Source organism: Anoxybacillus ayderensis (assembly GCF_000833605.1).
Taxonomy (GTDB): Bacteria; Bacillota; Bacilli; order Bacillales; family Anoxybacillaceae; genus Anoxybacillus; species Anoxybacillus ayderensis.
The window spans coordinates 138,422-161,315 of record NZ_JXTG01000004.1; the positions used below are offsets into that span (position 1 = coordinate 138,422).

Here is a 22,894-nt window from a genome sequence, read left to right on the forward strand (position 1 = left end):
ATCAACGTTTTGTGAAACATTTCATTATGTATTGTGTTCCATATACCTTCATGTTATCTTAAAGTAAGAGGTCATACTTCTTATTTTATTTTTTTAAAGAGGTGAAGAGTGATGAAAAGAATTGGTGTGCTTACGAGCGGTGGCGATTCACCAGGAATGAATGCGGCCATTCGCGCAGTTGTTCGAAAAGCAATTTACCATGGATTAGAAGTGTACGGCATTTACCACGGATATGCGGGATTAATTGCCGGAAACATTAAAAAGCTTGAAATCGGGGATGTCGGCGATATTATTCATCGTGGTGGAACGATGTTATATACTGCCCGCTGCCCAGAATTTAAAACGTTAGAAGGACAGTTAAAAGGAATTGAGCAATTGAAAAAGCATGGCATTGAAGGGCTCGTTGTCATCGGTGGTGACGGTTCGTATCAAGGGGCGAAAAAATTAACAGAACACGGCTATCCTTGCGTCGGCGTGCCAGGAACGATTGATAACGACATTCCAGGAACAGATTTCACGATCGGTTTTGATACAGCATTGAATACGGTTATTGATGCAATTGACAAAATTCGTGATACAGCGACATCTCATGAGCGTACATACGTCATTGAAGTCATGGGGCGTCATGCTGGTGACATTGCGCTTTGGGCCGGTCTTGCTGGCGGAGCAGAAAGCATTTTAATTCCAGAAGCGGATTATGATATGAATGAAATTGTTGCACGTCTCAAACGTGGACATGAACGCGGCAAAAAACATAGTATTATTGTTGTTGCGGAAGGCGTCGGTAGCGGTGTGGAATTCGGTAAACGAATTGAAGAAGCAACAGGCTTTGAAACGCGTGTAACCGTATTAGGTCACGTCCAACGTGGTGGTTCACCGACAGCGTTTGACCGTGTGCTTGCAAGTCGTTTAGGTGCTCGTGCCGTAGAATTGTTGCTTGAAGGAAAAGGCGGACGTTGCGTCGGCATTCAAAACAATCAACTTGTTGATCATGACATCATTGAAGCGTTAGCACAAAAACATACAGTTGACCAAAAAATGTATCAGTTGTCCAAAGAGCTTTCAATTTAATGTATATTTATGGTATCGTTTCCATATGCAATTTGTAGGAGGGTGTTTATGCGCAAAACGAAAATTGTTTGTACGATCGGTCCAGCGAGTGAAAGTGTAGAAAAGCTTGTGCAACTTATTGAAGCAGGAATGAACGTCGCTCGTCTTAACTTCTCGCACGGAAGTCATGAAGAACATGCAGCGCGCATTCGCAACATTCGTGAAGCGTCAAAAATAACTGGAAAAACGGTAGCGATTTTATTGGATACGAAAGGTCCAGAAATTCGTACGCATAACATGGAAAATGGGGCGATTGAGTTAAAGGCAGGCTCTGAAGTGACGATTTCCATGAAAGAAGTGCTCGGTACGCCAGAAAAATTTTCGATTACTTATGAAGGGTTAATTGATGACGTTCACGTTGGCTCAACTATTTTATTAGATGATGGATTAATCGGATTAGAAGTGTTAGCGATCGATAAAGAGGCAAAAGAAATTCGGACGAAAGTGTTAAACGGTGGCGTACTGAAAAATAAAAAAGGTGTGAACGTCCCGGGCGTAAAAGTGAAATTGCCGGGGATTACTGAAAAAGACGCAGAAGATATTCGTTTCGGTATTGAACAAGGCATTGATTTCATTGCTGCATCGTTCGTTCGCCGCGCTTCTGACGTGCTTGAAATTCGTGAATTGCTCGAAGAACATCACGCGTTGCACATTCAAATTATCCCGAAAATTGAAAACCAAGAAGGCGTAGACAATATTGACGAAATTTTAGAAGTCGCAGACGGCTTAATGGTTGCCCGCGGAGATTTAGGCGTTGAAATTCCGGCAGAAGAAGTGCCGCTTGTGCAAAAAGAATTAATTAAAAAATGTAATGCGCTCGGAAAACCAGTTATTACAGCGACACAAATGCTTGACTCAATGCAGCGCAATCCGCGTCCAACTCGTGCGGAGGCAAGTGACGTCGCGAATGCCATTTTCGATGGAACAGATGCGATTATGCTGTCAGGTGAAACAGCAGCAGGTGCTTATCCAGTAGAAGCGGTACAGACGATGCATCGCATTGCTTTGCGCACAGAACAAGCGTTACAATACCGCGACTTATTATCGAAGCGAAGCAAACAAAGCGGCACAACGATTACAGATGCCATTGGACAATCGGTTGCTCACACCGCATTAAACTTAGATGTCGCCGCGATTGTTACGCCGACAGTCAGCGGCCATACAGCTCGCATGATTTCGAAATACCGTCCAAAAGCGCCAATTATCGCTGTTACATCGAATGAAGGTGTTTCGCGTAAATTAGCGCTCGTTTGGGGTGTTTACCCACGCGTTGCTCAACATGCTACATCAACAGATGAAATGCTTGATATTGCAGTTGAAGCAGCTCTTGATACACGTATTGTGAAACATGGTGATCTCGTCGTCATTACGGCAGGTGTTCCGGTTGGAGAAACAGGATCGACAAACTTAATGAAAGTGCATATGATTGGCGATATGATTGCCAAAGGCCAAGGTATTGGTCGCAAATCAGCATTTGGAAAAGTTGTTGTAGCGAAAACAGCAGAAGAAGCAGTTGAAAAAATGATTGAAGGCGGCATTTTAGTTGCTCCTGCAACAGATGCGGATATGATGAAAGCGTTAGAAAAAGCTGCTGCGATCATTACAGAAGAAGGCGGCTTAACGAGCCATGCAGCTGTGGTCGGCTTAAGCTTAGGCATCCCGGTCATCGTCGGTGTAAACAATGCGACAACCATTTTAAAAGACGGACAAGATATTACAGTAGACGCAAGTTTCGGTGCCATTTATCGTGGTCACGCAAGCGTGCTATAATAAGAAGGGGACAACCCCTTCTTTTCTCATTTTGGAGGGATATGTATGCGTAATATCTTTTTTCTTCTTTTTATCGTTATCCCAGCGTTAGAAATTGTCGTTCTTGTTTTATCTGGAAAGGCAATCGGGGTATGGCCAACATTTGCTTTCATCGTGGCGACAGGCATTATCGGTGCATTTTTAGCGAAAAAGCAAGGATTGCACACGCTTCAGCGCGCGAAGTACGAATGGATGAATGGACGTATCCCAAGCGATGCGCTATTAGATGGGATTTGCATTTTAGTTGGCGGGACGTTATTGTTAACGCCAGGATTTATTACTGATACAGCAGGTTTTATTTTGCTTCTCCCATTTGCGCGCGAAAAAATGAAACCGTGGCTCGTCCGTTTGTTTAAGTGGATGTTTTATACGAAAACTTGGATATACATTCGAAAATAAAAAGCATAAGCTCGTCGCTTATGCTTCTTTTTTTCCAACAATGAAATGCCAAATGTCTTGAAATACGCCAGCATGATGTAGCGTGCGTCCAATGACAAGCAATACCGGTCCAACGATTAATCCGAGAAACCCGATCAATTTGAAACCAACGAATAAAGCAATTAATGTAGCTAATGGATCGAGCCCGATATTAGAAGAAAGAAGTTTCGGTTCCATCACTTGTCGCTGTACGAGAACAACGATATATAGCACGCCAAGACCGATGGCAAAATGAGTATCCCCGCTTATTGCTGTGTAAACAATCCATGGAACGAATACTAAACCTGTTCCTAAATACGGCAAAATATCTACTATGCCAATAATAAGCGCGATAGTGATCGCGTATTCTACTCGCAACACAAGCAATCCGACTAATACAATGAGCGTTGTAATAGAAATGAGTGTGGCTTGCGCTTTAAGGAAGCCAAATAGCGCCTTTTTTAGTTCAGTAAACACTTTTGTGCTGCTCGTTTGTACTTTGTTCGGTAACAGTTTTTGGAACAACGATTTTAGACGATACCAATCCTTGCTTATAAAAAATGTAGCGAGCAATGAAAAAATAAAGATTGTCGCAAAATTAGGCAACCATCCGATAATCGAAGGGATATTTTGTAATATATTTTGGATAAATTGTCCAACTGTTGTAGCAATTCTCGTCCCAACCGACTGAATGTTTGCCATAATCGTATCTTGTTGAGATGTATCTAAATTTTTAAAGAGCGTAGCTAGCTGGTTGTATAGTGGAATAATTTGGCTGGCGACAAACTGTTCCATGTAAACAACAAGCTTTTGAAAATGACTTGGAACGACTGTTGCTAAATATTGTGTGCCCGTCACAATTTCTGCGACAAGAAGAGTGACAAGCCCTGCAACGAGTGCAAGTAAAAAAATTAAAACAATGATGACCGCTAGCGCCCTCGGCATTTTCGCTTTTTTCTCTAATACATCCACAACTGGATTAATGAAAAAGGCAATCGCTAACGCAATTAAAAACGGATACGTTAACGTTGATACATAATATAAACTCGCTAACCCAGCAATGATGACAAAGATGACAAATAAAAAGCGAAGGGAGCGATATACATATTGATTTGGCACGTTTTCACCTCCCGTCTTTTGTCATTTATGACTATTATAATATACAATGCAAAAGAAGAAAAAGTTTCAAAGAAGAAGGTGATATTTGATGCAACCGTTTATTTTTTTATTTATTCTTCTTGTCATTGGCATGATGGCAAAAAATCATTCTCTTATTGTCGCAGTGCTTTTTTTACTCGTTGTGAAAAGCATCGGACTAAGTTCAAAAGTATTCCCTTACTTACAACAAAAAGGAATCAATCTTGGGGTGACCATCATTACGATTGCTGTATTAGTTCCGATTGCCTCTGGAAAAATAGGTTTTAAAGAGCTAGCAGAGTCTGTTCGATCGGTTTACGCGTGGATTGCAATGTTATCAGGTATTGCGGTCGCTTTATTAGCAAAAGGAGGCGTCACGCTGCTTGCAAAAGATCCGCATATGACGACTGCGCTTGTCATTGGGACGATTTTAGCTGTATCTTTATTCAAAGGCGTTGCGGTTGGGCCGTTAATTGGTGCGGGTATTGCGTATATGCTCATGAAAATGGTCGATGTATTTTCGTGATTTATTACTTTTTTATAATAATATTTTTGAATTATGATTTCTTTTAGTTCACAAAAGTCTGATAATTGTTTATAATGGTATTGGAGCATGTACGAAACTATCGTATATATTCCCCTGCTCGCTTCGTTAAGCGGATGGGTGAATATATAACAAAATGTAAGCATTTTCTTTGCATTTTTATTCAGCTGTTTTGAGCAATCGCTCGACGACGCGTTTCAACATGGGAAAAGGGGAATAAAAGAGAAAAGGAGAGATGTAAGATGACAGTAACTCGCGGTCTCGAAGGGGTTGTCGCAACCACTTCCACAATTAGTTCGATCATCGATGATACGCTCACGTACGTTGGGTATAATATCGATGATTTAGCAGAACATGCTACGTTTGAAGAGGTTGTTTATTTGCTTTGGCACCGCAAATTGCCAAACAAAGAAGAGCTAGAAACGTTAACGAAACAGTTGGCAGAAAATGCCGATATTCCGCAACAAATCATTGATCACTTTAAAATGTATCCGCTTGACAAAGTTCATCCAATGGCAGCGCTTCGCACAGCGATTTCGTTCCTTGGATTGTACGATGAAGAAGCGGAAGCGATGAATCCGGAAGCGAACTATCGCAAAGCGATTCGTTTACAGGCGAAAGTATCAACAATTGTTGCTGCGTTTTCCCGCATTCGCAAAGGATTAGAGCCTGTACCACCGCGCAAAGATTTAAGTTTTGCGGCAAACTTTTTATACATGTTAACAGGGAAAGAGCCGGATCCAATCGCTGAAGAAGCGTTTAATAAAGCGCTTGTGCTTCATGCGGACCATGAATTGAACGCTTCAACGTTTACGGCGCGCGTCTGTGTTGCTACTTTATCAGATGTATACTCTGGCATTACTGCAGCGATTGGAGCATTAAAAGGACCTCTTCATGGCGGAGCAAACGAAGCGGTCATGAAAATGTTGACGGAAATCGGTACGCTTGAAAATGTAGAAACGTACATTCACAACAAATTAAACAACAAAGAAAAAATTATGGGCTTCGGTCATCGCGTTTATCGTCACGGAGACCCACGCGCAAAACATTTAAAGAAAATGTCTGAAAAATTGACGAAGTTAACAGGTGAACCGCATTGGTATGACATGTCGGTGAAAATTGAGGAGATTGTTACATCGACAAAAGGGTTACCACCAAATGTTGATTTCTACTCAGCTTCTGTTTACCATAGTTTAGGAATTGATCACGATTTATTTACACCAATTTTTGCAATTAGCCGTATGTCTGGATGGCTTGCACACATTTTAGAGCAGTACGAAAACAACCGTCTCATTCGCCCGCGTGCAGAATATACAGGACCGATGAGACAAGTGTACGTACCGCTTGAAGAACGCGCATAACGATTGTTTAGAAAAGGTGAGAAGTTCACCTCTCACCTTTTTACACTACATGATTTGGAGGTATGATGATGCAAGGAGAAAAAATTACAGTTACAAACGGAGTATTAAACGTTCCAAATTATCCAATTATCCCATTTATTGAAGGGGATGGGACAGGTCCAGATATTTGGGCAGCCGCTTCTCGCGTATTGGAAGCAGCTGTTGAAAAAGCGTATAAAGGTGAACGGAAAATCGTTTGGAAAGAAGTGCTTGCTGGTGAAAAAGCGTTTAAGTTGACAGGTGAATGGTTGCCACAAGAAACACTTGATACGATTCGTGAATACATAATTGCGATTAAAGGTCCGTTAACAACGCCGGTCGGTGGTGGCATTCGTTCATTAAACGTTGCGCTTCGCCAAGAGCTCGATTTATTTGTATGCTTACGTCCGGTTCGCTATTTTAAAGGAGTTCCTTCTCCAGTTAAGCGCCCTGAAGATACAGACATGGTTATTTTCCGTGAAAATACGGAAGATATTTATGCTGGAATCGAATATGCGAAAGGAACGCCAGAAGTAAAAAAAGTGATCGATTTCTTACAAAATGAGATGGGCGTACGCAAAATCCGCTTCCCTGAAACATCAGGAATCGGCATTAAGCCAATTTCAGAGGAAGGAACGAAACGATTAGTGCGGGCGGCGATTAAATATGCGATTGAACACGGCCGCAAATCGGTGACGCTCGTTCATAAAGGAAACATTATGAAATATACAGAAGGTGCGTTTAAAAACTGGGGTTACGAATTAGCTGAGCAAGAATTTGGCGATCAAGTGTTTACATGGGCAGAATATGATCGCATCGTTGAAACGGATGGAAAAGAGGCTGCAAACAGAGCGCAGGCGGAAGCAGAAGCAGCAGGAAAAATTATCATCAAAGATGCGATTGCAGATATTTTCTTACAACAAATTTTAACTCGTCCACGCGAGTTTGATGTCGTTGCAACGATGAACTTAAACGGCGACTACATTTCTGATGCGCTTGCAGCACAAGTAGGCGGCATCGGTATCGCTCCAGGTGCAAACATTAACTATGAAACAGGTCATGCAATTTTTGAAGCAACGCATGGCACAGCACCAAAATATGCAGGATTAGATAAAGTAAATCCGTCATCGGTCATTTTATCTGGTGTAATGATGTTTGAACATCTCGGTTGGAACGAGGCAGCGAAACTCATTATTGACTCTATGGAAAAAACAATTGCATCCAAAGTGGTCACATATGATTTTGCTCGCTTAATGGAAGGTGCAACAGAGGTGAAATGCTCTGAATTTGCGGATGCCCTCATTCGAAACATGAGCGAATAAAATAAAAAGGGGATGGAAGAACGTGGGTATGAAACGTAAAAAAATCTCAATTATCGGTGCTGGATTTACAGGAGCGACAACAGCGTTTATTTTAGCGCAAAAAGAGCTAGGTGATATCGTTCTTGTCGACATTCCACAATTGGAAAATCCGACAAAAGGCAAGGCGCTCGATATGCTTGAGTCAAGCCCAGTTCTTGGTTTTGACGCCAACATTATTGGTACGTCGGATTATGCGGATACGGCTGATTCGGACATCGTTGTCATCACTGCGGGGATTGCACGCAAACCAGGGATGAGTCGTGACGACTTAGTAACGACAAATCAAAACATTATGAAAGCTGTAACGAAAGAAGTCGTTAAATACTCACCGAACTGCTTTATTATCGTCTTAACAAACCCAGTAGATGCGATGACATATACAGTATTTAAAGAATCAGGCTTTCCGAAAAACCGCGTCATCGGCCAATCTGGTGTATTAGATACCGCGCGTTTCCGGACATTTGTTGCACAAGAATTAAACTTATCTGTTAAAGACATTACAGGATTTGTTTTAGGCGGTCATGGAGACGATATGGTACCGCTTGTGCGTTACTCATATGCAGGGGGCATTCCGCTCGAAACGTTAATCCCAAAAGAGCGTTTAGATGCCATTGTTGAACGTACGCGTAAAGGTGGCGGTGAAATCGTCAACTTGCTAGGCAACGGTAGCGCTTATTATGCGCCAGCTGCGTCCCTTGCTGAGATGGTTGAAGCGATCGTAAAAGACCAGCGCCGAGTTCTTCCAGCCATCGCTTATTTAGAAGGCGAATACGGATATGAAGGCATTTATTTAGGTGTGCCAACGATTTTAGGTGGCAACGGAATCGAAAAAGTGATCGAATTACAGTTAACAGACGAAGAAAAAGAAGCATTAGCGAAATCTGTTGAATCGGTGAAAAACGTGATGAAAGTGTTACAATGATAAAAAATTCGGGGGATCTTTCCCCGAATTTTTGTATATGGTCAAACAAAGGGGAGATGACGATGTTAGGGAAAAAGCGTAAAATTGGACGTTTAATTTCGGACATTTCGGTCGGGGAGAAGCTTGTATTAACGGAAGCGATTGAAGATAAAGATTTATTGTTATATTTAGGGCTGACAAACGATGCGAACCCGCTTTATATTCAACATGATTATGCATCCCAAACACCGTTGAAACGTCCAATCGTACCAGCGATTATGTTAACAGGTATGATTACATCAGCTATTTCAAAATATTTACCGGGTCCAGGAAGCCATATCGTTTCCCAAACGATTGAATTTAAACGACCAGTATATCATTATGAGCATGTCGAGTTTTTATTTGAAGTAACGCATGTCGATGAAGAAAACAATGAAATTCATATTGCGGTTCAAGCGGTTCGAGATGGGGAAGAAATATTAGTTGGAGCGTTGCGTGTCGTTCCGCCATATCCGTTTATGGAAGAAAAAGCATTAGATAACTTTTAAAAGGGGCATCGCCTCTTTTTTTATTTTTATCTTTCAAAATAACTCGTTATAATAAAAATGTAACAAATTTACGTTGTTGGAGGATGGCTATGTCGAAACGTGTGTTAGTTGTCGATGATGAGCATTCGATCGTCACTCTATTAGAGTACAATTTAAAACAAGCTGGATTTACCGTATTGACGGCTTATGATGGGGAAGAAGGGCTTCATAAAGCATTGGAAGAACGACCTGATTTTATCATTCTCGATTTAATGTTACCAAAATTAGATGGCATCGAAGTATGTAAGCAATTGCGTCAACAAAAAGTGATGACCCCTATTTTAATGTTGACGGCAAAAGACGATGAGTTTGATAAAGTGCTTGGTCTTGAATTAGGTGCTGATGACTATATGACGAAGCCGTTTAGCCCACGCGAAGTTGTCGCACGTGTCAAGGCGATTTTGCGCCGAACGACTATTCATGAAAATGAAGAAAAACAAGAAAATGGTGACGATTCGCTCATTGTCGGGCAACTAAAAATTTTCCCAGATCGTTATGAGGCGTATTTTGCAGAACAAAGATTAGAATTAACTCCAAAAGAATTTGAGCTATTAGCATATTTAGCGAAATATAAAGGGCGTGTATTGACGCGCGATCAGTTACTTAGCGCCGTATGGAATTATGATTTTGCTGGAGATACGCGCATTGTTGATGTGCATATTAGCCATTTGCGTGAAAAAATCGAACAAGATACGCGAAAACCCGTATACATTAAAACAATACGCGGATTAGGGTATAAGCTAGAGGAGCCGAAAGTGGATGAATAAATTTCGCTCTCGGCTATTGCTCGGGCTCGTTTCGGTCATTTTATCTGTTTTATTTGGTCTTGGGGTGTTATTAGGTCAATTATTTCAAAAATTTTATGCGGATACCGTCCATGAACGGATGGAGAAGGAGGCCAAGCTTTTAGCTTTATATATAGAGAATAAATCGTTCCAATCCTCGTCGTTTGAGCAAAAATTGCGTGCCATTAGCGACATGCTGTCCGCTCGCATCACGATTGTTGACCGAGATGGACAGCTTATGTTTGATACAAACAATTACGTATCCATCGATGAAAAGCGTCATAAAAAATTGATTCAAACGTTATTAAAACAAGAAGATCGTTCCGTTATTTTTGAAGAAGAACAAGATTTATATTATTATGCCGTCCCATTTTGGCAGCGGGATGAGCAACTTGGGCATATTGTTCTCAGTTTGCCGATGGATGCGATCGAGCGGGTAAATGAACAAATTTGGATTTTGCTTACATTCAGCTTAAGTATTGCATTTTTCATTATTCTTTTATTAGGTATTAAAATTACAAATCAATATACAAAACCGATTGAGGCCGCAACAAAAGTGGCGATGGAACTTGCACGCGGCAATTATAAAGCGCGAACGTACGAAAGTCGAGAAGATGAAACGGGGATGCTTAGCCAGTCGCTTAATATTTTAGCGCGCAATTTACAAGAGATGGTGCGCATGCAAGAAATGCAGCAAGATCGCTTGCGAGCATTAATTGAAAATATGGGGAGCGGCTTAATTTTAATTGATCAACGGGGTTACATTTCGCTCATGAACCGCGCGTATAAGGAAATGTTTCATATTGATCCGTCCGACTACGTTCATCGTTTATATTATGAGGCGTTTCCGCATAAGGAAGTTATTGCGCTTGTCGAAGAAATATTTATGACCGAAGTAAACGTACGGAAACAATTGCTTCTTCCTGTCGGTATTGAGCGAAAACATTTTGAAGTATACGGAACACCGATTATCGGAACGAACGATGAATGGAAAGGAATTATCGTTGTGTTCCACGATATTACTGAGCTAAAAAAGCTTGAGCAAATGCGAAAAGATTTTGTAGCGAACGTTTCGCACGAACTAAAAACGCCGATTACATCGATTAAAGGTTTTGCGGAAACGTTATTAGATGGGGCAATGCATGATGCTCAAACACTTGAATATTTTTTAACGATTATTTTAAAAGAAAGCGAACGATTGCAACATTTGATTCAAGATTTGCTTGATTTATCAAAAATTGAACAACAAGGATTTACATTAAATATATCGGTTGTTGACTTGTACGACGTATTAAAAGAAGTCATTGTCATGCTTGAAGGGAAAGCGAACGATAAACAAATTGCATTATCATGCACATCGAATGCCCCGATTTGTTATATGTATGGAGATTTACATCGTTTAAAGCAAATTTTTATTAATTTAATTAATAACGCCATCGCTTATACGCCAGCAGGTGGACGCGTCACCGTTTCCATTGAAAAAGACGATAAACAATTGCATGTTCATGTCAGCGACACAGGGATTGGCATTGAACAAAAAGAAATTCCGCGCATTTTTGAACGTTTTTATCGTGTAGACAAAGCACGAAGTCGCAATTCAGGGGGGACAGGCCTTGGTTTAGCGATTGTAAAACATTTAGTGGAGGCGCATCACGGAACGATTTCTGTAAAAAGTGAAGTAGGTGTAGGAACGACATTTACTGTTCATTTTCGCGTTGATGCTTGTTTAGATGAATGATTTTTTAACGATATATTTACAAACGATTTACCATATATTAAAAAAATACTGGTAACATAACAGATGAAAACCCCTTCATCCAAGAAGCCGATTGTCTTGGAATAGGCGAGGACAACGAATGTTCTCGTCTTTTTTCTTTTTTAGCGGGTATCGTGGTAAAATAAGCGTAAGTGAATAAAGAGGAGGGTTTTCGGTTTGGCAAATAAATTAGTATTGATCGACGGCAATAGCATCGCTTACCGCGCTTTTTTTGCTCTGCCGCTCTTACATAACGATAAAGGGATTCATACAAATGCGATTTACGGTTTTACGATGATGTTAATGAAGCTCATTGAAGAAGAAAAACCGACGCATATGCTCGTTGCGTTTGACGCAGGGAAAACGACATTTCGTCATGAAGTGTATACAGAATATAAAGGTGGGAGACAAAAGACGCCACCAGAACTATCAGAACAGTTTCCATTTTTACGTGAGTTGCTTGATGCATATAACATCCGCACATATGAACTTGAAAATTACGAAGCGGATGATATTATTGGGACGCTTGCGACAAAAGCGGAAAAAGAAGGATTTCACGTTGTGATTATTTCAGGAGATCGGGATTTAACTCAATTAGCGTCTGACCGTATTCATGTGCATGTGACGAAAAAAGGAATAACAGATATGGAACGATATACGCCAGAGCATGTGCTTGAAAAGTACGGATTAACGCCCGCACAAATTGTTGATTTAAAAGGGTTAATGGGGGATGCATCAGATAATATCCCGGGTGTTCCGGGAGTCGGAGAAAAGACAGCGTTAAAGTTGTTAAAGGAGTACGGAACAGTTGAACACGTACTAGCATCACTTGAACATATTTCAGGAAAAAAACTAAAAGAGAATTTACAAACGTATCGTGAACAAGCGCTACTAAGTAAGCAGTTAGCGACCATTCATCGCGACGTTCCGCTCACACTATCGCTCGATGAATTAGCATGGCAGTCATATGATGTCGAACGACTGGCAGCATTGTTTCAAGAGCTAGGTTTTACGTCGCTCATGGATAAAATTGGACATTCTTCACATGAACAACGATCGTTAACGAACATCTCTTTCGTAACGGTACAAACGATTGACGAGCACATGTTGACGGAAGATAGCGCCCTTGTTGTCGAAGTGCTTGATGAAAATTATCATCAAGCACCGATTCTCGGATTTGCACTTGTGAATGAGCGAGGACATTTTTTTATCCCGACAGACGTTGCTTTTGCATCTTCTGTATTTCGAGCATGGCTTGAGAATGAGCAATGTAAAAAAAGTGTGTTTGACGCGAAACGAGCAATTGTTGCGCTAAAGTGGCACGGCATTGAATTAAAAGGAATCGATTTTGATTTATTATTAGCGGCATACTTGCTCAATCCGACAGATGCAAACGGGGATATCGCAGCTGTTGCAAAAACGAAGCAATATACAGACGTACAAAGCGATGAAGAGGTGTACGGAAAAGGGGCAAAACAGACGGTTCCGCCGACAAATGTATTAGCTGAACATCTCGTACGAAAGGCAAAAGCGATTGCTTCTCTAAAAGAAACATATATTCATGAACTAAAACAAAATGAACAATTTGAATTGCTTATTCACTTAGAGTTACCACTTACGTTCATTTTGGCGCAAATGGAGTTTTACGGTGTAAAGGTGGATGTGAATTGCTTACAAAACATGGGGAGAGAGTTCACCGCTCAGCTCCAACAAATTGAGCAACGCATTTATGAATTAGCAGGAACAACGTTTAACATTAATTCCCCAAAACAACTTGGAACGATTTTGTTTGAGAAATTACAGTTGCCGATTGTGAAAAAAACGAAAACAGGTTATTCCACATCGGCGGATGTTTTAGAAAAATTAGCGCCATACCATGAAATCATTGAGCAAATTTTACATTATCGTCAACTCGGAAAATTACAATCGACGTATGTAGAAGGATTAATGAAAGTAGTGCGCCAAGATACAGGAAAAGTGCATACCATTTTCCAACAAGCATTGACGCAAACAGGGCGCTTAAGTTCAACGGAGCCTAATTTACAAAACATTCCGATTCGCATTGAAGAAGGAAGAAAAATTCGTCAAGCGTTCGTCCCATCTTTTGATGACTGGGTCATTTTTGCGGCTGACTATTCGCAAATTGAGTTGCGCGTGTTAGCCCATATTGCCAATGACGAAAATTTAATTGCCGCATTTCATCATGATCTCGACATTCATACGAAAACGGCGATGGACATTTTTCATGTAAAGGAAGAAGAAGTGACCGCACATATGCGCCGGCAAGCGAAGGCGGTCAATTTTGGTATCGTTTACGGAATTAGCGACTACGGATTGTCGCAAAACTTAGGCATTACACGCAAAGAAGCAGCGGAATTTATTGAGCGATATTTTCAAAGCTATCCAGGTGTCAAACGATATATGGAAGAAATTGTACAAGATGCAAAACAAAAAGGATATGTCACGACGTTGCTCCACCGTCGTCGCTATTTACCGGATATTACAAGCAGCAACTTTAATATGCGTAGCTTTGCTGAGCGAACAGCGATGAACACACCAATTCAAGGAAGCGCTGCCGATATTATTAAAAAAGCGATGATTGATTTAGCGACACGTTTACATGAAGAACGGTTACAAGCGCGTCTATTATTGCAAGTACATGACGAACTGATTTTAGAGGCCCCAAAAGAGGAAATTGATTTGTTGAAAAAAATTGTCCCAGATGTGATGGAAAATGCAGTGTCATTACGTGTTCCATTAAAGGTCGATTACCACTTTGGACCGACGTGGTATGATGCGAAGTAAGGAAAGGATGAACAAACATGCCAGAACTCCCTGAAGTGGAAACGGTGCGGCGCACGCTTCTTCCGCTTGTTGTTGGCAAAACGATTGAACGTGTAAAAGTACATTGGGAAAAGATCGTCCAACATCCTGACGTAGAAACATTTTGCGATCGATTAAAAGGACAGACGATTTACGATATTGAGCGACGGGGGAAATTTTTAATTTTTCAATTGGATGATGTCGTTCTTGTGTCCCATTTGCGTATGGAAGGACGCTACATATACGAAAAAGAAAATGCTCCATTTGATCGACATACGCATATCTTTTTTACATTTACAGATCGTACAGAACTTCGTTATCGCGATGTGCGTAAATTTGGGACAATGCATTTGTGCGATAAAGGGGAAAACATTCCTCCTTTATTGCACATCGGCATCGAGCCACTTGATGAGCAGTTTACTGTTTCATGGCTTACCGATCAGCTTCAACGAACAAAACGAAAAATAAAAGCGGTATTGCTTGATCAAACGATTGTTGCTGGGTTAGGGAATATTTATGTCGATGAAGTGCTATTTCGTTCGTCCATTCACCCAGAACGCCTCGCAGCTACGTTAACGGCGCAGGAGGTAGAAGCGTTACATGAAGCGATCGTTGAAACGATACGAGAAGCGATTGAAAAAGGGGGAAGTACGGTTCGAACGTACGTCAATACGCAAGGGAAAATCGGAACATTTCAGACGCAATTGTACGTATATGGTCGCGTAAACAAGCCGTGCCGTCGATGTGGAGAGCCCATTGTCAAAACAACGGTTGCGAATCGCGGTACGCATTATTGTAAACATTGTCAAACATAGTGTAAGAACATTGCCTAGGCCTCTTCCATATACTATGGTAGTTTTTCAAAGGAAGGGGCGGGCGCTGATGATCACATGGTCTTTATTTTTACTTGCTTTAGCTGTTAGCATCGACGGTTTGACTGTCGGGATTACGTATGGCATGCGGAATGTGCATATTCCGCTTCGGTCATTGCTCATTATTTCGCTGTTTTCGTGCATGACTTTTTTAGTAGCGATGGGCATTGGACGCATCATATATGCGTTTTTTTCCTCAACTGTTGCGAACGCAATGGGTGGAAGTATATTGATCGTATTAGGGCTATGGATGCTCATTCAATTTATCCTTAAACGAGACGACAATGAAGAAAAGTTTCTCATGAATGTAGAAATTCGTTCGCTCGGTATTGTTATTCAAATTTTACGCAAGCCGACGATGGCTGATTTTGACCGATCAGGTACGATTACAGGGATGGAAGCTGTATTTTTAGGTGTTGCGTTGTCTCTTGATGCGTTTGGAGCAGGAGTGAGCGCAGCGCTTTTAAATTATTCTGTAACGTTTACGACATTTCTCGTTTGTTTGCTTAGCTTTAGCTTTTTATTTAGCGGTTTAAAAATTGGTAAGTCGTTTAGGACATATGACTGGCTACAAAAATATTCGTTTTTGCCTGGAATTATGCTCATTGTGCTTGGTATTTTTAAAATGAGATAGGGGGGATAGTAAGTGTTAACGATCGGTTTAACAGGGGGGATTGCGAGCGGAAAAAGCACGGTCGCGGCGATGTTTCGCGACTTACATATTCCTGTTATTGATGCAGATGAAATCGCTCATCGTGTCACAGCAATCAATGGTGAAGCGTATAAACCTATTGTTGAAGTGTTCGGCCGCGACATTTTGGAAGCAAACGGAGCGATTGATCGCCGCAAACTCGGTACGATCGTGTTTGATGATGAACAAAAGCGAAAACAGTTAAATGCCATCGTTCATCCGCTTGTGCGCAAACATATGCTACAACAAAAAGAACAATATGCGAAACAAAAGGAAAAGGCAGTTGTTCTCGATATTCCTCTTTTATTTGAAAGCAAATTAGAGCATCTTGTTGATCGCATTCTCGTTGTATATGTCGATGAACAAACTCAGCTTCATCGTCTTTGTGAGCGCAATGGCTTTTCGGTTGAAGAAGCACGGGCTCGCATGAAAGCACAAATGCCGCTTGAAGAGAAAAGAAAGAAAGCCGATGCAGTGATCGATAATAACGGAACGATAGAAGAAACGAAACGACAATTACATGCATGTTTAGTACGTTGGGGTGTTCTTGGAAAATAGGACGCCCTTTTTTTATTTTTTTATAGCATAAACAAACTAAAAGTGTTATACTATTTTTGTAGATAACGAACAAATAGTATAACATATATATTGAAAGGAGCTATATAATGAAAGCGAGAGTAGCGATTAACGGATTCGGACGCATTGGACGGATGGTGTTCCGAAAAGCGATAATTGAACAAGATTTTGATATTGTAGCGATTAATGCGAGCTATCCGCCTGAAACGTTAGCTCATTTAATAAAATATGATTCAAACCATGGCAAATTTGAAGGGGAAGTCATTCCGGTTGAAGATGGACTTATTGTGAATGGGAAAAAAGTACAGTTGCTCAATTCCCGCGATCCACGCCTACTGCCATGGGGAGAGCTTCAAATCGATATTGTCATTGAGGCGACAGGAAAGTTTAATGCAAAAGAGAAAGCAATGATGCACATCGAAGCAGGGGCGAAACGCGTCATTTTAACAGCGCCAGGAAAAGATGAAGATGTAACAATTGTCATCGGTGTAAATGAACATATGCTTTCTCCAGAACATATCATTATTTCAAATGCTTCATGCACAACAAATTGTTTAGCTCCGGTTGTAAAAGTGCTTGATGAAGCATTCGGCATTGAAAATGGGTTGATGACAACTGTGCATGCATATACAAACGATCAAAAAAATATTGATAATCCGCATAAAGATTTACGCCGTGCCCGTTCGTGTGCACAATCGATCATTCCAACAACGACAGGTGCAGCGAAAGCGTTGGCGCTCGTATTGCCACATTTAAAAGGAAAAATGCACGGCATGGCATTGCGCGTTCCAACGCCAAATGTTTCGCTTGTTGATGTCGTTGTCGATGTAAAAAAAGATGTAACGGTCGATGAAGTAAACGAAGCATTTATGCAAGCAGCACGTGGATCGTTAAAAGGCATTTTAGACGTGACGATGGAACCGCTCGTATCGATTGATTTTAATACGAATCCGCACTCTGCTATTGTCGATGGATTATCAACGATGGTAATCGAAAATCGGAAAGTAAAAGTATTAGCATGGTATGATAATGAATGGGGTTATTCGTGCCGGGTTGTTGATTTAACAAAGCTTGTTGCAAAACAGTTGTCAAAAAACGAAGCGGTTGCGATGTCATAACGCTGGCATTCCAGCGTTATTTTTTATGCCTAATTTCATAAAAAACAAAAAACAATATTGAAAAAAAGATATAAACGAAGTATACTATTTTTCGTGAACTTCTTGAACGCATGGTAATGTGACTACTTAAAGGGTTAGGACCTCTTTGGACTAACTTTCCCCCGTGGTAGTTATACATTCCAGAAAGCAAAAGAAATTCATCGTTTATTTTTTTCAAAATTTATTAAAGGGGGATACGATCATGGATACAATGGGTCGTCACGTTATCTCAGAACTTTGGGGATGCGATTTTGATAAGTTGAATGACATCGAGTTTATTGAAAAAACATTTGTTGATGCAGCGTTAAAGTCAGGTGCGGAAATTCGTGAAGTTGCATTTCATAAATTTGCACCACAAGGCGTTAGCGGCGTTGTGATCATTTCTGAATCACATTTAACGATTCACAGTTTTCCTGAACACGGATATGCGAGTATTGATGTGTACACATGTGGACATTTAGATCCAACGATTGCTGCTGACTATATTGCAGAAGCGTTAGGTGCGCAAACACGTGAAACAATTGAATTACCTCGTGGCATGGGTCCGATTGAAATTAAACAAGCAAAAGCTTTATAATAAAGTGTAAGAGGAAAAGAGGTGTAGATTCTGCACCTCTTTTTTATCATTCGTTGAAAAGTGAGGCGACGACAGGTGAAATGGAAATACGTATTAACGAATCATAATGAAACATCGGAACGTCATCCGGATGAGCAGTTGAAAAGCCGTTATTATAAAACGACGCAAGCGGCTGCATTAAAAGAAGTGAAACAATTGTTCGAGCAAATGGACGGCTATCATATTGTGGCAATCTCAGAAGAAAGAGGAGAAATGAGCGTATCGCTTACGAAAGGAAAAAAAGCATTTATCGTCGTCACAGTCATTTCTGTTCGACCGTTCGAAACAGCTATTGATTTTTCTGTGACGACAGAAACAAAGTGGTTGCCAATCGACTTTGGATTTAGCCGTCAACTTATTATTCGTTTATATGATCAATTAGCTAAACGATTAACATACATCGGATCGGGAATATATAGTGAGAAGTAGTTGTGCATGCGCCTTTTTTTGTCTACTATAAGGGTAAGATTACTGTCAGGAGTTGATACATATGAAATGCCCATCGTGTCACCATCATGGGACGCGGGTACTTGATTCGCGTCCAGTTGATGAAGGGCGTTCCATTCGCCGTCGGCGCGAATGTGAACGTTGCCATTTTCGTTTTACAACGTTTGAGAAAGTCGAAGAAACACCGTTAATTGTCGTGAAAAAAGAAGGAACGAGAGAAGAATTTAGTCGTGAAAAAATATTGCGCGGGCTGATTAAAGCATGTGAGAAGCGGCCGGTTGCCCTTGAACAATTAGAGCAAGTGACGCAGCAAATTGAGCGAGAATTGCGTAATAGCGGCATAAATGAAGTAAAAAGTGAAACGATCGGCGAAATGGTAATGGAAAGATTATCAAAAATTGATGAAGTCGCTTACGTTCGTTTTGCCTCTGTATATCGACAGTTTAAAGATTTAAACGTCTTTATTGAAGAATTAAAAGAGCTCATTAAAAAAGAACAAGGAGAAAGGGCATAATGTGCTCTTTTTCATATGAAGAAGGTCGATAAGATGGAATATAGTTGGAAAGAGTTAATTGCGGTCGACCGATATATTGTACATGCGAAAGGAATTTTAAGCGAATTAGACCGAAAAGTATTGACACTTTTATATCAACCTTTAATTGGTGCTCAAGCGTATAGCTTATATATGACGTTATGGAGCGAACTTGAGCAGGCGCGTTTATGGAGCGAGGAGACGACACATCATAGTTTAATGGCGATTATGCAATGTAGTTTGCCAACGATATATGCCGAGCGTTTAAAGCTTGAAGGAATCGGGTTGTTAAATACGTACATGAAACGAACGAATGAAGACGATGAACGGGTATTTATTTATGAGCTACTTCTTCCACTTACACCAGAACAATTTTTCAACGATGGGGTTTTAAATGTATTTTTGTATGATCGTGTCGGAAAAACAAAATTTCAAAAGCTGAAAAAGTTTTTTTCCGATCGTGCCATTGATCGTACGTCATTTACACCGATTACCCGCTCATTTCACGATGTCTTTTCATCCATCCAACCTGAAAAAATGATTCATAAATTAAGTGATGAAGCGAAACAAGAAGTGATGCTTCAAGATGGACAGCAGTATATAGGAAAAGAACGAGCGATATATAAGATGCAAGATGATATATTTGACTTCGATGCCTTTTACGCTGGACTATCTCATCACCTCGTACCACGACGTGCGATTACTGAAAAAGTAAAAGATGCAATTAAAAAGCTTTCTTTTCTGTATGGGATTGGTCCTCTTGATATGCAAAAAATTGTGATGGGCGTCATCGATCCCGCTGAACAAATTGATATTGAAGCATTACGAAAAGCAGCGCAAGAATGGTATCAATTTGAACGTGGTGAAGCGCTTCCGCGTCTATATGATCGTGTACAACCGTTAGCAGAGCGAACGATGGCACATGCCGAACCAAAAAATGAAGAAGAATATTTAATGAAACAGCTTGAAACCGTTTCGCCGAGACAATTGCTTATGGATTTTTCTGGTGGAGTTGAACCGGCGTTAGCTGATTTACAGTTGATTGAAGACATTATGTTTAAACAAAAATTGCCGCCAGGTGTCATGAACGTGCTCATTTACTACGTCATGCTGCGGACAGATATGAAGTTGCCGAAAAAATATGTTGAAAAAATTGCGAGTTCATGGGCGCGAAAAAAGGTACGTACGGTGAAACAAGCGATGGAATTGGCGAAAAAAGAGGCGCGAGAATATGAAACATTTATGAAAGAAAAAGAACAAAAAGGATCTAAAAAACCGATTCGTACCGAACTGTTGCCAGATTGGCTGCAGACGGACTATTCACAATTTGAGCGAAAACAAGTGAAATCAGAAGAAGAGTTAGAACAAAAACGGCGCGAGTTGGAAGAACGGTTAAAAAAACCGAAAAGTTAGGGGATAAACGATGAAACCAATTCGGGAAACCATTCACCATTTGATGAATCGTCACGATTTTAAAGAACGATATGAGGCGATGAAGCGCGACATTTTACGTGATCCTCATGTTCAAACATTTTTGCGTGGTCATCACGTGACGGATGCGATGTTAAATCGTCATCTCGGTAAATTGTACGAGTTTGTGCAACAAAGCAAGCATTGTGAACGTTGCCAAAGCTTAGAACAATGTCCGAACTTACTGAAAGGTTATACGCCTCATTTAATTTGGCAAGGGAAAAACATTGACGTGCAATATGAGCGGTGTGCTCGTAAAGTGCAAGATGATGAACGAAAAAAACAACAGTCGCTCATTCGTAGTTTATTTATTCCGCGCGACATGTTGCAAGCATCGTTTGATCAGCTAGAAACGGACGATCTTGGGCGAATTGAAGCGATCGAGCTTGCGAACACGTTTGCATCGACATACGAAATAGGCAAACGAATGAAAGGGCTATATTTATACGGATCGTTTGGCGTCGGAAAAACATATTTGTTAGCAGCGATGGCAAATGAGTTAGCACAAAGGCACATCGCTTCATTTCTCGTGTACGTACCAGAGTTTGTTCGCTCGTTGAAATCATCGCTTCAAACCGATGCATTTCAAGATACGATTGAATATGCAAAGCAAGTACCTGTCCTTATGCTCGATGATTTAGGAGCAGAATTAATGTCAAGTTGGTGGCGCGATGAGGTGCTCGGTCCGATTTTACAATATCGCATGCTTGAGCATTTGCCGACATGTTTTACATCAAATTTTGATTTAAAACGTCTGACGCATCACCTTGCTCACTCGCAGCGAGGCGAAGAAGAACAAGTAAAAGCGGCACGAATTATCGAACGAATTGTTTATTTAGCTACTCCGATCGAAATGACAGGAAAAAATCGCCGAATCGAAATGTGATAAACAAACGGTGTTCCCCATATATATAAAACAAGCATGTTTCGGGAAAAGGGGGGGCACCGTTGATTTATATCGTATTTCAAAATGGACAAGATGCACAACGACTATTTGAACAATTGAGTAAAGCACCGCAACCATATGGGAAGTTGCTTTATGATGACAAGACGATTACCGTTTTCTTTCATGAACAAAATGTTGCGCATATGCGCGCATTGTTCATTCCTATTTTTTCTTCATGCATCATTCGAGCATTTGAAACACGTTGGATTTTATCGATCATTTCCCGCACGTTTTTTTATGAAAACGAAGAAGAGCAACAACAAATTTTACAGCTTACATATTCGTTTATTGACGGGGAAAGGCACGATTATCGTCTCGGAAAGAAAATAAATGTACCGCGTGAGCAACTGATTGCTCAATCGTTGCATGAATGTTTGCAGGAAGGGGTGTTTTCATTCGAGTCGCTTATCACTTTTCGCTTAAAGCCGTATTATGATCGGCTTATGCATTATGTGGAATTAGCGATTGACGAATACAAATTAGAACAAGAATACCAAACTTTTGTTCAACTGTTGCGCGAAATTGTGGCATCGCGCCAGCCGAAAATGAGCGTCCTTCATTTAGTATACGAAAACGAAACGTTTCAATTTTTCGATGACCATTTTTTTTACTTGTCACCTCATCAACTAAAGCAGTTTATTGACCGTCGATTGATGGTGAGTCAGCCGATGTACATTGATACATCTGTATTAGCGCCGCTCGTATCGATAGCACCAGAAAAAATATATATGTATACAAATGTGACAGATGTCGGAATGATTCAAACGATTCAAAATGTGTTTCAAGAGCGCATCGAGCTACGAACACCTCTTGATTTTCCAAAAAAATATGCTTATAATGACATACATAGTGAATAAAGCAAAAAGTGATGATGAGGACATGGGTGTATTTTTACGGTTCACAGAGAGGGAAGGCATAGGCTGAAACCTTCCTAACACGGAAAATGCACTTACCACCTCTAAACTTCAGCAGTGAACA

General features: G+C 40.7%; 22 protein-coding genes. 21 read left to right on the forward strand and 1 reads right to left on the reverse strand.

All coding sequences use genetic code 11. The features are described from left to right. Positions 1-111: 111 nt before the first annotated feature. From pfkA to JV16_RS06330, 3 genes are read left to right on the forward strand one after another with little or no spacing between them, the layout of a single operon-like run. Positions 112-1,071, forward strand: a complete 960-nt coding sequence (pfkA, locus tag JV16_RS06320; protein ID WP_021093782.1) for a 6-phosphofructokinase — start codon at positions 112-114, stop codon at positions 1,069-1,071. Positions 1,072-1,119: 48 nt separating this feature from the next. Next, positions 1,120-2,880, forward strand: a complete 1,761-nt coding sequence (gene pyk, locus JV16_RS06325) for a pyruvate kinase (protein ID WP_021093783.1) — start codon at positions 1,120-1,122, stop codon at positions 2,878-2,880. Positions 2,881-2,925: 45 nt separating this feature from the next. Continuing rightward, the gene (locus JV16_RS06330) at positions 2,926-3,318 is read left to right on the forward strand and encodes an FxsA family protein (RefSeq protein WP_021093784.1); all 393 of its coding nucleotides are present in this window, start codon (positions 2,926-2,928) and stop codon (positions 3,316-3,318) included. A gap of 18 nt (positions 3,319-3,336) precedes the next feature. On the opposite strand, the gene ytvI is transcribed toward JV16_RS06330, so the two are convergent. Beyond that, positions 3,337-4,455, reverse strand: coding sequence for a sporulation integral membrane protein YtvI (gene ytvI, locus JV16_RS06335; protein ID WP_021093785.1), 1,119 nt, complete (start codon positions 4,453-4,455; stop codon positions 3,337-3,339). Between the two features lie 88 nt (positions 4,456-4,543). Here ytvI and JV16_RS06340 point away from each other — a divergent pair, with 88 nt between their 5' ends. The 18 genes from JV16_RS06340 to ytxC all read left to right on the forward strand — a co-directional run bounded on the left by JV16_RS06340 (position 4,544) and on the right by ytxC (position 22,773). Next, positions 4,544-4,999, forward strand: a complete 456-nt coding sequence (locus JV16_RS06340) for a DUF441 domain-containing protein (RefSeq protein ID WP_021093786.1) — start codon at positions 4,544-4,546, stop codon at positions 4,997-4,999. 260 nt (positions 5,000-5,259) lie between these two features. Beyond that, complete coding sequence (citZ, locus tag JV16_RS06345; RefSeq protein WP_021093787.1) at positions 5,260-6,378, forward strand: citrate synthase; 1,119 nt, start codon at positions 5,260-5,262, stop codon at positions 6,376-6,378. A gap of 65 nt (positions 6,379-6,443) precedes the next feature. Beyond that, positions 6,444-7,718 (forward strand): NADP-dependent isocitrate dehydrogenase, encoded by a 1,275-nt coding sequence (gene icd / locus JV16_RS06350; RefSeq protein ID WP_035062862.1) that lies wholly within the window; start codon positions 6,444-6,446, stop codon positions 7,716-7,718. A gap of 22 nt (positions 7,719-7,740) precedes the next feature. Continuing rightward, positions 7,741-8,679 (forward strand): malate dehydrogenase, encoded by a 939-nt coding sequence (mdh, locus tag JV16_RS06355; protein ID WP_021093789.1) that lies wholly within the window; start codon positions 7,741-7,743, stop codon positions 8,677-8,679. 56 nt (positions 8,680-8,735) lie between these two features. Then, complete coding sequence (locus tag JV16_RS06360; RefSeq protein WP_035062864.1) at positions 8,736-9,206, forward strand: MaoC/PaaZ C-terminal domain-containing protein; 471 nt, start codon at positions 8,736-8,738, stop codon at positions 9,204-9,206. An 89-nt stretch (positions 9,207-9,295) separates the two neighbouring features. After that, positions 9,296-10,012, forward strand: coding sequence for a response regulator transcription factor (locus tag JV16_RS06365; RefSeq protein WP_021093791.1), 717 nt, complete (start codon positions 9,296-9,298; stop codon positions 10,010-10,012). After that, entirely contained in the window at positions 10,005-11,768 is a 1,764-nt protein-coding gene (pnpS, locus tag JV16_RS06370) for a two-component system histidine kinase PnpS (protein ID WP_021093792.1), read from the forward strand. The genes JV16_RS06365 and pnpS overlap by 8 nt, the downstream gene beginning before the upstream one ends. Positions 11,769-11,963: 195 nt before the next feature. Next, positions 11,964-14,591: a DNA polymerase I gene (gene polA / locus JV16_RS06375; RefSeq protein ID WP_021093793.1), complete on the forward strand. Its 2,628-nt coding sequence runs from the start codon at positions 11,964-11,966 to the stop codon at positions 14,589-14,591. 17 nt (positions 14,592-14,608) lie between these two features. Next, complete coding sequence (gene mutM, locus JV16_RS06380) at positions 14,609-15,424, forward strand: DNA-formamidopyrimidine glycosylase (protein WP_042534770.1); 816 nt, start codon at positions 14,609-14,611, stop codon at positions 15,422-15,424. 64 nt (positions 15,425-15,488) lie between these two features. After that, positions 15,489-16,115 (forward strand): sporulation membrane protein YtaF, encoded by a 627-nt coding sequence (gene ytaF, locus JV16_RS06385; protein WP_026011499.1) that lies wholly within the window; start codon positions 15,489-15,491, stop codon positions 16,113-16,115. 12 nt (positions 16,116-16,127) lie between these two features. Beyond that, positions 16,128-16,730: a dephospho-CoA kinase gene (gene coaE / locus JV16_RS06390; RefSeq protein ID WP_084220289.1), complete on the forward strand. Its 603-nt coding sequence runs from the start codon at positions 16,128-16,130 to the stop codon at positions 16,728-16,730. A 107-nt stretch (positions 16,731-16,837) separates the two neighbouring features. After that, positions 16,838-17,866: a glyceraldehyde-3-phosphate dehydrogenase gene (locus JV16_RS06395; protein WP_035048760.1), complete on the forward strand. Its 1,029-nt coding sequence runs from the start codon at positions 16,838-16,840 to the stop codon at positions 17,864-17,866. 241 nt (positions 17,867-18,107) lie between these two features. Then, a complete protein-coding gene (gene speD, locus JV16_RS06400; RefSeq protein WP_003397846.1) occupies positions 18,108-18,482 on the forward strand; it encodes an adenosylmethionine decarboxylase in 375 nt (124 codons plus the stop codon). A gap of 75 nt (positions 18,483-18,557) precedes the next feature. Further along, positions 18,558-18,950: a hypothetical protein gene (locus JV16_RS06405; RefSeq protein ID WP_021093798.1), complete on the forward strand. Its 393-nt coding sequence runs from the start codon at positions 18,558-18,560 to the stop codon at positions 18,948-18,950. 61 nt (positions 18,951-19,011) lie between these two features. Then, positions 19,012-19,482, forward strand: coding sequence for a transcriptional regulator NrdR (nrdR, locus tag JV16_RS06410; protein WP_009361824.1), 471 nt, complete (start codon positions 19,012-19,014; stop codon positions 19,480-19,482). A gap of 33 nt (positions 19,483-19,515) precedes the next feature. Continuing rightward, positions 19,516-20,913, forward strand: a complete 1,398-nt coding sequence (locus JV16_RS06415; protein WP_021093799.1) for a replication initiation and membrane attachment family protein — start codon at positions 19,516-19,518, stop codon at positions 20,911-20,913. 10 nt (positions 20,914-20,923) lie between these two features. Further along, the gene (gene dnaI / locus JV16_RS06420) at positions 20,924-21,856 is read left to right on the forward strand and encodes a primosomal protein DnaI (RefSeq protein WP_035050332.1); all 933 of its coding nucleotides are present in this window, start codon (positions 20,924-20,926) and stop codon (positions 21,854-21,856) included. Positions 21,857-21,918: 62 nt separating this feature from the next. Then, positions 21,919-22,773, forward strand: a complete 855-nt coding sequence (gene ytxC, locus JV16_RS06425; RefSeq protein ID WP_042534772.1) for a putative sporulation protein YtxC — start codon at positions 21,919-21,921, stop codon at positions 22,771-22,773. Positions 22,774-22,894: the final 121 nt, after the last annotated feature.